Raw genomic sequence first — 14,209 nt, 5'->3', positions numbered from 1 at the left:
CGCCAGCGCCCCGCCCGCCGCCTCGTCCAGCGCCCCGGCCAGTGCTCCGCCGGCCGGTGGGGCGCTGCGGGGGGTGACCGAGGGCGGCGCCGTGGCGGACCGGCCGCCCGCCCACCCGGCGGGGCCGTCCACGGCGGACCGTTCCGCGGCAACCGGCCGGTCGATCGCCGGCTCCACCCGGGCCTCCCGCTCGGCCCGGGTCAACTCGTACGGCCGGGGCTCCTCGGTCCGCACCGGCTCGTACGGGCGGGCCGGCTCGGCCCGCACCGGTTCGTACGGGCGGGCCGGCTCGGCGCGCACCGGCTCGTACGGCCGGGCCGGCTCGGCGGACCACTCCGGCGTCCGGTCGGACCGGGTCCGGCGGCTCGCCGGCGGCTCCTCCTCGCGGGCCCACGGCGGCGCCCAGCCGCCGCCCCAGCTCGGCCGGTTCCAGCTCGGGCCGGACCAGTCCGGCTCCTCGGCGGCACGGCGACCGGGGCCGTCGTAGGGCTGTTCGGTGGCGGGCTGGCCCGCCTCGGCCCGCCGCTCCGGTTCGCCACGGTCGGTGCCCGCCTCGTAGGCCGTCGGCCCGGCCGGCTGCCAGCCCGTCCCCGACGCGTCGTCGCCGGGGCCGGCCGGCTCGGCCGGGGAGTCGGAGTGGCGACGGTCCGCCCAGGCGCGGGGCGAGTCGGGCGGGTACGGATCGGCCTCGGCCCGGTCCGGCTGGGGGGCGTGGAAGCCCGGCGGGACCTCGAAGCCGGAGGCGGCGGTCCCGACCGGCGGGACCTGCACGGCCGGCGGCGCGGACGTGGGGAAACCGCCCTCCGCCCAGCGGCCGGCCCGGGGCGGTTCCCCCGAGGAGTGCCGGGCGGCGTCCGGGTCGGCCGAAGCCGGCTGCTGTTCGGTCGACGGCACCGGCCGCTGCGCCGGCACGACCAGCCGGTCGCCGTCGGAGTCCCGCAGGCCGGCGCCGAAGCGGGGCGCGTCGACGGGCGGGGCGCTCACCGGGGAGGACCGGGACCGCGGCTCCTCGCCGGGGTGGCTGACGCCGTTGAGGTGGGGCCGGCCGTTGCGCGGCACGGGGTCGGGCTCGGGGTCGGCCAGCGGCGCCGGCAGGTCGCCGTGGCGCGGGGAGGAGGCGTCCCAACCGGTGGGCGGCTCGGACCGGTGCCAGGGGGCGACGGTGTCCCGGTAGGCGGGGGTGTCGGCCCCCTCGGACCACCCGGTCGCCGGGGGTGCCCACCCGCTGACGGAACGGGCCAGGTCGTCGTGCTGACCCGTCCCGTCGCCGTGCTCTCCCGGGGTGGCGGCACCGGGTTGCCCTGTTTCACTCACCGCGCGCTCCTTGGTCGCCCCCGCTGAGGCTACCGTGTGGTGACAGTGGCGATAAGTTACAGCGGCGGGCCAATTCCGGGACCGGGGCACGTGCCCCCGACCGGTACGGGGTAAAAGTGCCGGCTCGTACGAAGAAACTCGGAGGTTCCCATGACCGCTGTGGGGAACGGTGCGCAGACCGCAGGCCGGCCCACCAGGCTGCCCCGTTCGGCGCGCCGTAAGCAGTTGCTCGCGGCGGCGCAGGAGGTGTTCGTCGCGCAGGGTTACCACGCCGCTGCGATGGACGACATCGCCGAGCGGGCGGGAGTCTCCAAGCCGGTGCTCTACCAGCACTTTCCCGGCAAGATGGAGCTCTACCTGGCGCTGCTCGACACGCACTGCGACGCCATAGTCGCCAAGGTGCACGACGCGATGCGCGGGACCAACGACAACAAGGAGCGGGTCCAGGCCTCGGTCCGGGCGTACTTCGACTTCGTCGACCACGAGAGCGAGGCGTTCCGGCTCGTCTTCGAGTCGGACCTGCGCAACGACCCGGCGGTGCGGCAGCGCGTCGAGCGGGTCGAGCAGGGCGCCATCGCGGCGATCACCGACACCATCATCTCGGACACCGGCGTCAGCCGGGCGCACGCCGAGCTGCTCGCCTCCGGGCTGGTGGGTGCCGCCGAGACCGCCGCCCAGTTCTGGCTGGCCGGTGGCCGGCAGGTGCCCAAGGCGGAGGCGGAGGCGCTGGTCGCGGCGCTGTCGTGGCGCGGGATCGCGAGCTTCCCGCTGCAAGGTGAGTCAGCCTGAACATCCGGCCCCGAGATCGGATAGCCTTCCCATCGGCGGCTCTTTCGCCCACCTGAGGAGGCACAGTGGAGGTCAAGATCGGCGTGCAGTACGCGCCGCGCGAGCTGGTTCTGGAGAGCGCGCAGTCGCCGGCCGAGATCGAGCAGATCGTGACCGACGCCTTCGGCAAGGACGAGGGGACGCTGTCCCTGACCGACGAGAAGGGCCGGCGGGTCATCGTGCCGGTCAGCAAGGTCGCCTACGTCGAGATCGCCGAGGCGTCCCCGCGGGCGGTCGGGTTCACCGTCCGCTGATCCGGTCCGGCCCCCACGGCGGGTACGCCCGCCGTGGGCCGGGCCCGACCGTCAGTTGTTCAGCCCGACGGCGGCCATCCGGGCGGTGTGCCCGGCGGTGAGCCGGCGGAACATCGCCTGCACGTCGGTGCCGTCCCGCACGATCAGCGCGGTCAGTGCGCCCCGGTCCGCCGCCGCGACCCGGCCCGCCTGGGAGAGCGCTTCACCGACGAGCCGGCGGGCCCACATGGAGAGCCGGTTCGCCACCCGCGGGTCGGCCTCGATCGCGGCCCGGATCTCGGCGGCGGCGAAGTCGGCGTACCGGGATTCGTGCAGCACGTCGCGCACCAGCCGCCGGTACGGCTCGTCCAGCCGGTCGGCGATCTCGCCGAGGAAGTCGTCGGTGATGGCGTCCCCGACGTACGCCTTCGTCACCGCCTCCAGCCAGTCCTTCGGTTCGGTGGAGTCGTGGTACGCCTGCAGGGGCCCGACGTACGGGGCCATCACGTCGTCGGGTGTCGCCCCGAGCGCGGTGAGCCAGTCCGCGAGGCGCCGGTAGTTGCCGATCTCGGCGGCGGCCATCTCGCTCAGCGCGGCCCGGCGGCGCAGGTCGGGAGCGAGCCGGGCGTCGGCGGCCAGCCGGTCGAAGGCGAGCAGCTCGCCGTAGGCGACCAGAGCGAGCAGGTCGACCACGGCCTCGGGGGTTGTCGAGGCGGACACGAGCGCAGGGTACCGCCCAGACCGGCACATCGAGAGCCGCAGCCTGTGACACAGGTCACAATTATCACCCCCGCCGGAGACCCGGTCACCGCGCTCGGGGACTCCTGCGGGGCCGCTCGGGTAGTATGGAGCAGTTGCCGCGGGCGCCGATCTGATCGAAGTCCTGCCTGCGGCGCGCGTGCGGCCCGGTCCGGCTCGGCGATTCCGCCGCCGACCGCGTGGCCCGCGCCATACCGAACGCGCCCTGAGGACAAGACGGGGCGCACCACGAGAGGGCACCCCCAGATCCAGATGAGCGAACAGATTCTCGAAGAGCTGGGCGGCCACGAACTGGCCCCCACCGCCCCGGTCCGTCCGGAGGCCCCTACCTTCGCCGCGCTCGGTGCGCGGCCCGAGACCGTCGAGGCCCTGGCCGCGGCGGGCATCACCCGCGCCTTCGCGATCCAGGAGTACGCGATCCCGATCGCGCTGCGCGGCACCGACATGATCGGCCAGGCGCCGACCGGCACCGGCAAGACCCTCGGCTTCGGCGTGCCGCTGCTGGAGCGGGTCTTCGCGCCGAGCGAGGGCAGTGACGGTGTGCCGCAGGCCCTGGTCGTCGTCCCCACCCGCGAGCTGGGCATCCAGGTCGCCAAGGACCTCGCCGCCGCGGGCCGGACCCGGGGCGTCCGGGTGCTGCCGATCTACGGCGGCGTGGCGTACGAGCCGCAGATCGACGCGCTGCGCAAGGGCGTGGAGATCCTGGTCGGCACGCCCGGCCGGCTGATGGACCTGCAGAAGCAGAAGCACCTGCGGCTCGACCGGGTGCGCGCGCTGGTCCTCGACGAGGCCGACCGGATGCTCGACCTGGGCTTCCTGGACGACGTCGAGAAGATCCTGGCGATGCTGCCGGAGGACCGGCAGACGATGCTCTTCTCGGCCACCATGCCGGACCCGATCGTCACGCTGTCCCGGCGCTTCCTGCGCCGGCCGATGACGATCCACGCCGGGCACACCGCCGAGACCGGCCCGTCGCCGCAGACCCAGCAGCTGGCCTACCGCACCCACTCGATGAACAAGATCGAGATCGTGGCCCGGATCCTCCAGGCCGAGGGGCGCGGGCTGACCATGATCTTCACCCGTACCAAGCGGGCCGCCGACCGGGTGGCCGAGGACCTCGACTTCCGCGGCTTCGCGGTGGCCGCCGTGCACGGCGACCTGGGCCAGGGCGCCCGGGAGCGGGCGCTGCGGGCGTTCCGGGCCGGGAAGATCGACACGCTGGTCGCCACCGACGTGGCGGCCCGGGGCATCGACGTCAGTGGCGTCACCCACGTCATCAACTACGACTGCCCCGAGGACCAGGACACCTACACCCACCGGATCGGCCGTACCGGCCGGGCCGGGGCCACGGGCGTCGCGGTGACCTTCGTCGACTGGGACGACATGCCCCGTTGGCGGATCATCGACAAGACGCTCGGCCTGGACATGCCGGAGCCGCCGGAGACGTACCACACCTCGGCGCACCTCTACACCGACCTGGGCATCTCCACCGAGATCTCCGGCACCCTGCCGACCGCCGAGCGGACCCGCGCCGGGCTCTCCGCCGAGGTCGAGGAAGACCTGGGCGGCCGGCCACGGCGCGGCGAGAGCGGCGGCCGGGGCTCCCGGCGCGGCGACTCCCGCACCGAGGGCCGCGGTGAGGGCCGGGCTCGGGGCGAGCGCCGGCGCGACGGTCGCTCGGACGCGGGTACGCCGGAGGCCGAGACGCCGGTCGACGCCGCCGCTGCCGAGGAGGGCACGCGCACCCCGCGCCGCCGGCGTCGCCGCCGGGCCGGCGAGACGGTCGTGGGCGAGTCGACCGCAGCGGTCGCCACCGAGGGCGGCTCCCCGGAGCCGGCCGTGGCCGCCGCCGAGGGCGAGGCGTCGAAGCCGCGCCGCCGCCGGCGCCGCCGTGGTGGCTCCGGTGCCGGTACGCCGGCCGAGGCCATCGCCGACTGACCTCTGCGACACCCGACGTCCCCCGCACCGGCCACCGGTGCGGGGGACGTCGCCTTTTCCGGTGCGGCTGCCCGCCCGAGCCGTCCGGCCGATCCGCCGAAGGAGGGGTGGGCGGGCGCGGTGGACGAGCGACGCAGGGCACCCTGCGGTGGCCTGCCGACGGGTCGCCCCGACCAGCAAGGAAGATGGTGGGATGCCGGAACCGTTGGACGCCGCCCTGACCGAGGTCCGGGCGCTGCTGCTCGACCCCGCACTGACCCGCGCGGTCGCCGCCGGCCGCCGCCGCGGGCAGCGCCCCTCGGTGGTCCGCGCCGAACTGCGCCCGGTCGCCCTGAAGGCCGGCCCCCGGTTGCAGATCTCCACCTCCGACGGCGCCCGGCCGTACACCCGCAACGTGGCCCCCGGCGCGGAGGCCGATGCGGCGGTCGACGCGCTGCTGGCCGAGCCGTTCGGCAACTGGCACGTGGAGACGGCCGACGCCACGCTCCAGCTCCGGGTGACCAAGTCCGGCGAGGCCCAGGTGCACCGGGCCGCGGCGAGCCGGCCGGCCGCGGAGCCGGGCGGGCACGACCGGGCCAAGGAGTACCTGCTCGACCCGGGCGACCCGATCTTCGCCGAGATCGGCGGGTCGGCCGCCAAGCGCCGCCAGGTCGACGCGTTCCTGCGCGCGCTCGCCGCCACCCTCCCCGACGAGCTGACCGGCCCGCTGCGGGTGGTGGACCTGGGCTGCGGCAACGCGTACCTGACCTTCGCCGCCCACCGCTACCTGACCCAGCGGGGCCTCGACGTCGAGCTGGTCGGCGTGGACGTCCGCGAGGACCAGCGCCGGCGCAACACCGAGCTGGCCGAGCGGCTCGGCTGGGCGGACCGGGTCTCCTTCGTGGCCGGCACCATCGCCGACGCCGTGGTCGAGCCCGCTCCCGACCTGGTGCTGGCGCTGCACGCCTGCGACACCGCCACCGACGAGGCGCTGGCCCGCGCGGTGCGGTGGAACGCCCGCTGGGTGCTCGCCGCCCCGTGCTGCCACCACGACCTCGCCGCGCAACTGCGCGCCCACCCGGCCCCCGCGCCGTACGAGCTGCTGACCCGGCAGGGCATCCTGCGGGAGCGCTTCGCGGACGTGCTCACCGACTCGCTGCGGGCCGGTCTGCTCCGGCTGCGCGGCTACCGGGCCGAGGTGGTGGAGTTCGTCGACTCCCGGCACACCCCACGGAACCTGCTGATCCGGGCTCGCCGTACCGGCACCGCGCCCACCGACGAGCAGCGGGCCGAGTACCGCGCGCTGGTGGATCAGTGGCGGATCACGCCACGCCTGGAGACCCTGCTGACCGAGGCCGACCGGCCGGCCTGAGACCGGGGCCGAGGCGGCCCGGCGGCGGCACCCGCCCGTGGGCGGCGCGGGTCAGCGGCGCCGGTCGCCGCCCCGGTCCCGCCCCGGCCGCTCGCCGGCCTGCACCCGGTCGACCACGGAGACCCGCTCCCGCGGCGGGTGCTCGTCGTCGCTCGACACCGAGGGGAACGGGACGACCGTGCCCGACGTCTCGGCGTTGCCGGCGGCGGTGAAGGCGTTCCAGGAGATGTCGACCAGCAGCCGCTTCAGTTCGGCGTGCCGGACGGCGGCGCTGCGCTGCAGGGCCAGCCGGGCGCCGAGCACGACACCGACCAGGGTGGTGGTGATCGCGCCGGTCGCGGCGAGGACGTGCGCCCCGGTCGCCTCGTCGCCGTTCAGCACCAGCACGAGCAGCCAGATCCAGAAGCCGAGGGCGAACACGGCGGCCTTGGCCACGAAGAAGACACTGACCGCACCCGGGCGGTGCGGCACCGGACGGACGGGGTCGGCCATGCTGCTCCTCATCGGTGTCCCGGGCTCGTCGGCGCCACGTCGCTGACGACGTCGGCGCGTCGAGCTTAGTTGATATCTGGCAATCGACGCCGGACTCGGCGCGCCCCTCGACGCCCGGGTCGACGCCGACGAACCGGGTGGTCCCGCGGACGGGACCGACGGGTCGATCGGTCAATTGCTCCGACGCCGTGTCGTACTACCCTGGGAGCGGCGCATCGAATCTGGGATCCGGCCGGGAAGGAACGACCCCGCAGGAATGGGCTCCGCAGAGGTATCACCGCAGATGGCGTTCGCACGGTTCGTGCGACGAGCCATCGACGACGCCCGCGACGAGCGGGGTTGGACGGTGAGCGACCTGGCGGCGCACACCGGCGTCGGGCGGTCCACGGTGTTCCGCTGGCTCGCCGGCGACTGGCAGGACTATCCCGAGCTGGCCAAGGTGCGCGGGTTCTGCGCCGCCCTCGACCTGCCGGTCGCGGCGGCGTTCCGGGCGCTCGGGCTGCCGGACGCCGGTCCCGCGCCGCGCCGCCGCATCGACGACGGCCCGGTCGAGGCGGACGTACGGGTCATCCTGGAGCGGCTGGCCGACCCGAGCGTGCCGGCCGAGGAGAAGCACCACATCCGCGACCTGCTCCGCTACCTGGCCCGCCGGCCGGTCCGTCGGGCCGGCTGAGCGACCGAACTGCCGGGCACCGCCGTCAGGGCACGGTGACGGTGAACTCCGCGGTCCGCACCACGCCCGCCACCTGGAAGTCCAGGTACATCCGGTAGCGGCCCGGGCCGGGCGCGGTCACCTGGAAGGTGACCGTGTCGCCCGCCGGCCCCGCGAGCGGGTGCACGTGCAGGTAGCCCAGGTCGCCCTCGCGCAGGGCGACCAGGTGGCCGTACGCGCCGAGGTAGCGCTCCAGCGCGGCGGGGGCGTCGCCGGTGCCGACCCGGAACCGCAGCGGGAGCGCCCGGCCGACCTCCGGGGTGCCCTCGTAGCCGACGGTGAAGCCGTCGACGGTCGTGGTGGTGGCCGGGGCGGGCAGCGGCCGGGGGGCGTAGCCGCCGGGGGCGACCAGATCCACCCCGAGGGTGACCGCGGTCTGCCGGCCGTCGTCGGCGACCGCGGTGAAGTCGGCGTACGCCCGCCAGACGCCCGGCTGTGCCAGGGTCAGCGGTACGGACCAGGTGCCGTCGGCCGCCATCGTCGGGTGCAGGTGCTGGTAACCGGTGAGGTCCCGGCGCACCACGATCAGGTGCATCGGCTTGTCGTGCACGACGGCGAACCGGGTGACCGGCCGCCGCCGCTCGTCGCGTACCTGGAAACGGAACTCGCCGGCCCGGCCGGCACCGAACTGCACGGCCGACGGGGTGAGCGTGTAGCCGGCGGAGCTGACCGAGAACCCGCCCGCGCCGCTGTCGGCGGCCTGGCCGGTGCCGTGGTCGTGCGGGCCGGTGCCCGGGGCGTGCGAATGGTCGTCGGTGGCCGCGGCAGCGCTCGTCGCCGAGGGCGTGGCCGGGCCGGGGTTGGTCCGGCCGAGACCGAAGCCGAGCAGCACCGCGAGCACCAGCCCGCCGACGGTCAGCGCCAGCCGCAGCGTGCTCCGATCCGCTCCCGCCGGGTGCCCGCCGACCACCCCGGCCGGGAGTCCGTCGAGCACGTCGGCCCCCACCGGTGGGCGCGCGTCATCCGCCCGCCCGGCGTCGCTGACCCCGAGGCGCTCGCCGGCAACGGGCTCGGGAGGAGCCGGGTGCTCAGACACCGCCGACGGCCAGTTCGTACCCCGCCTCGTCCACGGCGGCCCGGACCGACTCCTCCGGCAGCGGCGCGGTGCTGGTCACCGTCGCGGTGCCGGCCGCCAGGTCGACGCGCACCTCGTCGACGCCGGGCAGCGCGGACAGCTCCTCGGTCACCGCGCGCACGCAGTGCTCGCAGGTCATCCCGGTGACGGCATAGGTCTGCGTGACGGTTTCCTGGGCCATGCGCCCACGTTACCGCCGCCGCGGGCGTCGACCGGCGTCCGGCCGCCGACCGTGGCAACGGTCGCAATCCGCCCGAGCCGGGAACTTTCCCGCCCGGTCGCGCCGACGACCAGCTCTGCTGCCGCGGACGCGGCAGGCGGGCGACGTCACTGTCGCCTGGAAGGCAGCAGAGCGCGCGACGTCGCTGTCGCCTGGAGGGCAGCAGAGCCGGCAGGGGGCCGAGCGCCGTCAGCCGGCGACGGCGAGTGCGAGCGGGAGCACGTCCGGGGCGCCCGACCGGCGCAGCAGCCGGGCCACCATGGTCACCGTCCAGCCGGAGTCGACCAGGTCGTCGACGAGCAGCACCGGCCCGTCCAGTCCGGCCAGCGCGTCGGCCAGCTCGTCCGGCACGACGAACGCGTCGTGCAGCGCGCGTACCCGCTGGGCGCTGTTGCCGCGCGAACCGCCGGCCCCGGCGGACCCGGTCGGGACCACCCGGCCGAGCAGCGGCAGCCGGCCCACCGTGGCGATCCGCTCGGCGAGCGAGTCGACCAGCTCGGGGTGCGTGCGGGACCCGACGGCGACCACGCCGACCGGGCGGCGTGGCCACGGGTCGTCGCCGCGCGCCCACACCTTGAGCACCTCGACCACCGCCGCCGCCACGTCGTCGGGAACCGGGCCGTCCGCCGCCTCCGGGCCGACCAGGCCGCGCAGCCGACCACCCCAGCCCAGGTCCGACAGGCGCCCGACGGCCCGCCCGGCCAGCGCCTGCTCGCCGGGGGGAATCCGCCCCTTGAGGGGTACGCCGACCGCGTCCAGCCCGGTCGGCCAGAGCTTCTTCGGCGGGATCTCCACCCCGGGGCGACCCAGGAAGGTCTGCGCGGCGGTCAGCGCGGCGTCGGAGACCTCGGGCGTGAACAGCGGGTCGGCGCAGCGGTCGCACCGGCCGCAGTCGGCCGCCCCGGTGTCGTCCAGGCACTCGCGCAGGTACCGCATCCGGCAGCCGGGTGTGGTCGCGTACTCCCGCATGGCCTGCTGCTCGGCGGTGCGTGCCTGGGCGACGCGGCGCAACCGGGCCTCGTCGTAGACCCAGGGCTCGCCGGTGGCGAGCCAGCCGCCGCGTACCCGGCGGACCGCGCCGTCGACGTCGAGCACCTTGAGCATCAGCTCCAGGCGGGCCCGGCGCAGGTCGACGATCGGTTCGAGGGCCTGGGTGGAGAGCGGCCGGTCGGTGTGCAGCGCGGCGAGCACCGCCCGCACCTGCTCCTCGGGAGGGAAGGCGAGCGAGGCGAAGTAGCGCCAGATGGCCGCGTCCTCGACGCCGGGCAGCAGCAGCACCTCGGCGTGCTCGACGGCCCGCCCGGCGCGGCCGACCTGCTGGTAGTAGGCGATCGGCGAGGGCGGCGCGCCGAGGTGCACCACGAAGCCGAGGTCCGGCTTGTCGAAGCCCATGCCCAGCGCGGAGGTGGCGACCAGCGCCTTGATCTTGTTGTCCAGCAGGTCCTGCTCGGCGGCGCGCCGGTCGGCGTCCTCGGCCTGCCCGGTGTAGGAGGCCACCGACCAGCCGCGCGAGCGGAGGAACTCGGCGGTCTCCCTCGCCGCCGCCACGGTCAGGGTGTAGACGATCCCGGAGCCGGGGAGCCGGTCCAGGTGGTCGGCGAGCCAGGCCAGCCGGTGCGCCGGGCTGGGCAGGTCCAGTACGCCCAGCCGCAGCGACTCGCGGTCGAGGGTGCCGCGCAGCACCAGGGCGTCACCGAGCTGCTCGGCGACGTCGGCGGTGACCCGTTCGTTGGCCGTGGCGGTGGTGGCGAGCACCGGGGTGCGCTCGGGCAGGTTGCCGAGGAAGGTCCGCAGCCGGCGGTAGTCCGGCCGGAAGTCGTGTCCCCAGTCGGAGACGCAGTGCGCCTCGTCCACCACCAGCAACCCGGTGGTGGCGGCCAGCCTCGGCAGCACGGTGTCCCGGAAGTCCGGATTGTTGAGCCGTTCCGGGCTGATCAGCAGCACGTCCACCGCACCGGCGTGGATCTCGGCGGTGATCTCGTCCCACTCGTCCAGGTTGGCGGAGTTGATGGTGCGGGCCCGGATGCCCGCCCGGGCCGCCGACTCCACCTGGTTGCGCATCAGCGCCAGCAGCGGCGAGACGATGACGGTCGGACCGTGCTCGCCGCGCTCCCGCAGCAGGGCGGTGGCCACGAAGTAGACCGCGGACTTGCCCCAGCCGGTGCGCTGCACGCAGAGCACCCGCCGCCGGTCCACCACCAGGGCCTCGATCGCCCGCCACTGGTCCTCGCGGAGCCGGGCGTGCTCGCCGGCCAGCCGGCGCAGCACCGCCTCGGCTCGTTCCCGTACCGCCACCCGATCCTGGCTCATCCGGCATTTCTACCAGCGCCGGGTGACCACGCCCCGGTTCGCACGGGAGGTCCCGGTCACGATCCGGCCGGTGGCGTCCGTTCGGGCGCGGGGGCTGCCCCCGTCGAGGGCAGAAAGAACAGCAGTTCCCGGAGCCGGTCGGTGGCGGTCGGCGGCAGCAGGCAGCGACCGGCGAGTTCCTCCAGGGAGGCGTACGGCCCCCGGAGCCAGCGGTCCACCGCGATCTGGCGGCACTCGTCGGCGGTCAGGCCGGGCAGGCCGGCGAGCACCTGCTCCGGGACGGCGTTGACGTCGATCAGGCCGCCGTCGTCGAACGTACGGGGCAGGTCAGGCCGCCCGATCCGCAGGTCGTTGCGGGCCGCCGGGTAGTGGTAGAGCAGGTATCGAGCGTGTTCCCGGCGGATCCGCCGCTCCTCTTCGGCGCGGAACTTCGCACTGCCCTGCCCACCGGTGAGCGCCGCCCAGACCCCGCGGCTGAGCAGCACCACGTGCGCCGCCCCGACCAGCCAGGTGACCACGACCAGGCCGAGGAAGAGCACCGCCTCGATCCCGGGCACCTCCGCGTCCGGGTTCTCCAGGTCGAGCATCGACACCTCGGCCACCAGGGCGACCAGGTAGCCGACGCCGACGAGCGCGAGGCGCCAACTGCGCCGCCAGGCGGCGTAGGTCAGCATCACCAGCCAGGTGAAGCAGCCGAAGGAGAGCAGGACGAGCGCCGTACCGGCGATGGTGGCGGTCGCACTCGCCCAGCCCGGCGACGGCGGCCGCGAGCGCTTGCCGGTGGCTGCGGGCAGGCCGGTGGCGAGCGGGGGCGGAAAGACCGGCGGTGGACCGTACCCGGGCGGGGGCGCCGCGCCGGCGGGCGGCGAGCTGACCGGCGGCGGCCCGGCGGGCGCCGGGACGCCCGGCGGCGCACCGGCGCCCGGCGTCACCGCGGCCGGCGACGTGGCGGCCGGCGGCGGTGGGGCCGGCGGACCGGACGGAAGGAACGCCGCGGCGGTCGGCTCGGGCGGTGGTGACGCCCCGGTGGGCGGTTCCGGCGGCGACGGGGCCGCACCGGCTGGTGCCGGCGGCGGGGGCGCCGTGGGCGGTCCGGCCGGCGGGGACGCGGGGGCCGGAGGCGGCTCCGGCGGCTCGGCCACCTCGACGGCAGTCGACGGCAGTGACACCGCAGTGGGCCCCACGAGCGCCGGGTCGGAGCGGAGCATCCGCCGGTGCAGGTCCTGCAGCACGTCGCCCGGCTCGATGCCGTACTCGTCGCGCAGCATCTCGTCGAACTCCCGGAAGGCGGCCAACGCCTCGGCCTGCCGCCCGCTGCGGTACAACGCCAGCATCAACTGGTGCCGCAGCCGCTCCCGCACCGGGAACTCCGCGGTCAGGTCCACCAGTTCGCCGATCAGCTCGCGGTGCCGGCCCAGCCGCAGCTCCAGGTCTGCCCTGCTCTCCAGGGCACCGGCCCGCAGCTCGACCCAGCGTTGCCGGGCGGACTCGAAGTACGACCCGGCGAAACCGGTGAGCGGCTCGCCGTGCCACAGCTCCAGGGCGGACTTCAGCTCGCCGACCGCCTCGACGGCCCGGCCCTCCGCGCGGAGCCGCTCGGCCCGGCGGATGCCCCGCTCGAACCGCACGGCGTCGACCGCCTCCGGCCCGACGCGGAGTTGGTAACCGGCGTCGGTCAGCGTCAGCACCTGTCCCGGGCTGCGCGGCGACCGCTCCGGCTCGATCACCCGGCGCAGCCCGGCGACGTACTTCTGCACCACGTTGGTGCCGTTGGCCGGCGGCTCGTCCGGCCAGACCGCGTCCACGATCTGCCCGGTGGTGACCGGACGGCCGGCGGCGAGCAGCAGCACGGCCAGCACGGCGCGCTGCTTGCCCGGCCCGAGGTCGATCTCCCGTTCGCCGTACCAGGCCCGCTGGGGCCCGAGAATCTCGAAGCGCAGCGTCCCTGACATGCGAGTTTCCCGCTCCTGACACCCCCGCTGCGTGCGCCACGGCAGTGCACGGCAGTCGGACCGCAGCATATCGGCAGTGGTTCCGCCGTACGGCCCGGCAGCATCGGTCCCGGCAGAGGCCACACCTCGTGAAGGAAAGAGATCATGATGACGAACGGAACCGGCCGCGGCCGCACCGTCCGGCGCAGCGCCGGCACCCTGGCCGCGGTCCTCACCGCGACCACCCTGCTCACCGGGTGCGGCACGAACGGGACGGATTCCGGGGCCGGCGGGACCGCCTCGAGCCCGGCCGCCACGCCCAAGCAGTCGCTCCTCGCGGCGGTGCCGGACGGCAGCGAGGGCGCGTTCCGGTTCAGCGGCAAGGACGCCACCTCGGACCTGTCGGGCGTGGTGGACCCGGAGGCGAAGGGGATCGACCTCACCGCCGCGGTGAAGGACCCGGAGCACGGCTTCACCACCCGGATGTCGTTCCTGGTGGTGCAGGAGCGAATCTGGATGAAGGTCAAGTTCACCGGCACCGAGGGGCTCACCGGGCTGCCGAAGCTGCCGAACCGCTGGATGGAGCTGAACCGCGCCAAGCTGACCGACCCGGAGAGCACGCCGACGTACGAGGGGGTGGACATCGGCAACGCCGGGCCGCTCATCGAGGCCGCCACCACGGTGACGGAGAAGAGCGACCGGACGTACGCCGGGGTCGTCGACCTGACCAGTGGCGAGGCGGCCGAGGCGGTGGGTGAGGAGGAGGTGGCGGCGCTCGGCGACGCGGCCCGGCAGGTGCCCTTCACGGCCGTCGTCGGCCCGGACGGCAACCTCGCCTCGCTCACCCTGGACGTGCCGGCCGCCGGCAAGGCGAAGGCCTGGACGTACGTCGTGAAGTACGTCGACTACGGCTCGGCGCCGAAGCTCGCCGCGCCCAGCGGCAAGGCCGCGCAGCCGGCGACGAAGCTGGCGTACGAGATGCTCAACGGCTGATCGACGACATGACGACCGGGTGTCGCGGCCACACGGGGGTGTCTCTTATACAC

The 14,209-nt window shown here is 75.3% G+C and carries 12 protein-coding genes and 1 pseudogene; 6 read left to right on the top strand and 7 right to left on the bottom strand.

The window, feature by feature from the left end:
• Positions 1-1,314: pseudogene (locus tag ACSNN7_RS26470) on the bottom strand (hypothetical protein); the annotation flags it as partial.
• Positions 1,315-1,464: 150 nt separating this feature from the next.
• Here ACSNN7_RS26470 and ACSNN7_RS26465 point away from each other — a divergent pair.
• Positions 1,465-2,103: a TetR/AcrR family transcriptional regulator gene (locus ACSNN7_RS26465; protein WP_357909872.1), complete on the top strand. Its 639-nt coding sequence runs from the start codon at positions 1,465-1,467 to the stop codon at positions 2,101-2,103.
• 65 nt (positions 2,104-2,168) lie between these two features.
• Complete coding sequence (locus tag ACSNN7_RS26460; RefSeq protein WP_334449574.1) at positions 2,169-2,396, top strand: DUF3107 domain-containing protein; 228 nt, start codon at positions 2,169-2,171, stop codon at positions 2,394-2,396.
• A 51-nt stretch (positions 2,397-2,447) separates the two neighbouring features.
• Here ACSNN7_RS26460 and ACSNN7_RS26455 read toward each other — a convergent pair whose 3' ends face one another.
• Positions 2,448-3,095 carry a ferritin-like fold-containing protein gene (locus ACSNN7_RS26455; protein ID WP_436683680.1) on the bottom strand — a complete coding sequence of 216 codons (648 nt, stop codon included), beginning with the start codon at positions 3,093-3,095 and terminating at the stop codon, positions 2,448-2,450.
• 291 nt (positions 3,096-3,386) lie between these two features.
• Between ACSNN7_RS26455 and ACSNN7_RS26450 the strand changes: the two genes are divergently transcribed.
• Both ACSNN7_RS26450 and ACSNN7_RS26445 read left to right on the top strand, forming a co-directional pair.
• Positions 3,387-5,072 carry a DEAD/DEAH box helicase gene (locus ACSNN7_RS26450; RefSeq protein WP_436683679.1) on the top strand — a complete coding sequence of 562 codons (1,686 nt, stop codon included), beginning with the start codon at positions 3,387-3,389 and terminating at the stop codon, positions 5,070-5,072.
• Positions 5,073-5,265: 193 nt separating this feature from the next.
• Positions 5,266-6,423: a class I SAM-dependent methyltransferase gene (locus ACSNN7_RS26445; RefSeq protein WP_436683677.1), complete on the top strand. Its 1,158-nt coding sequence runs from the start codon at positions 5,266-5,268 to the stop codon at positions 6,421-6,423.
• A gap of 51 nt (positions 6,424-6,474) precedes the next feature.
• Here the strand turns inward: ACSNN7_RS26445 and ACSNN7_RS26440 are convergent, their stop codons facing one another.
• A complete protein-coding gene (locus tag ACSNN7_RS26440) occupies positions 6,475-6,915 on the bottom strand; it encodes a hypothetical protein (protein ID WP_436683676.1) in 441 nt (146 codons plus the stop codon).
• Positions 6,916-7,171: 256 nt separating this feature from the next.
• Between ACSNN7_RS26440 and ACSNN7_RS26435 the strand changes: the two genes are divergently transcribed.
• On the top strand, positions 7,172-7,588 hold the full coding sequence (locus ACSNN7_RS26435; RefSeq protein ID WP_436683674.1) for a helix-turn-helix domain-containing protein: 417 nt from the start codon (positions 7,172-7,174) through the stop codon (positions 7,586-7,588).
• 25 nt (positions 7,589-7,613) lie between these two features.
• Here ACSNN7_RS26435 and ACSNN7_RS26430 read toward each other — a convergent pair whose 3' ends face one another.
• The 4 genes from ACSNN7_RS26430 to ACSNN7_RS26415 all read right to left on the bottom strand — a co-directional run bounded on the left by ACSNN7_RS26430 (position 7,614) and on the right by ACSNN7_RS26415 (position 13,184).
• Positions 7,614-8,561 (bottom strand): hypothetical protein, encoded by a 948-nt coding sequence (locus ACSNN7_RS26430; protein ID WP_436683673.1) that lies wholly within the window; start codon positions 8,559-8,561, stop codon positions 7,614-7,616.
• Positions 8,562-8,655: 94 nt separating this feature from the next.
• Complete coding sequence (locus tag ACSNN7_RS26425) at positions 8,656-8,883, bottom strand: heavy-metal-associated domain-containing protein (RefSeq protein WP_436683671.1); 228 nt, start codon at positions 8,881-8,883, stop codon at positions 8,656-8,658.
• Positions 8,884-9,111: 228 nt separating this feature from the next.
• Positions 9,112-11,232: a DEAD/DEAH box helicase gene (locus ACSNN7_RS26420; RefSeq protein ID WP_436683670.1), complete on the bottom strand. Its 2,121-nt coding sequence runs from the start codon at positions 11,230-11,232 to the stop codon at positions 9,112-9,114.
• Positions 11,233-11,288: 56 nt separating this feature from the next.
• Positions 11,289-13,184 (bottom strand): BTAD domain-containing putative transcriptional regulator, encoded by a 1,896-nt coding sequence (locus ACSNN7_RS26415; RefSeq protein WP_436683669.1) that lies wholly within the window; start codon positions 13,182-13,184, stop codon positions 11,289-11,291.
• Between the two features lie 144 nt (positions 13,185-13,328).
• Here ACSNN7_RS26415 and ACSNN7_RS26410 point away from each other — a divergent pair, with 144 nt between their 5' ends.
• The gene (locus ACSNN7_RS26410; protein ID WP_436683668.1) at positions 13,329-14,156 is read left to right on the top strand and encodes a hypothetical protein; all 828 of its coding nucleotides are present in this window, start codon (positions 13,329-13,331) and stop codon (positions 14,154-14,156) included.
• Positions 14,157-14,209: the final 53 nt, after the last annotated feature.

The organism is Micromonospora sp. URMC 105, from assembly GCF_051386295.1.
GTDB lineage: Bacteria > Actinomycetota > Actinomycetes > Mycobacteriales > Micromonosporaceae > Micromonospora.
The sequence above is the reverse complement of the archived record's forward strand: the minus strand, read 5'-3'. Positions and strand labels throughout refer to the sequence as shown.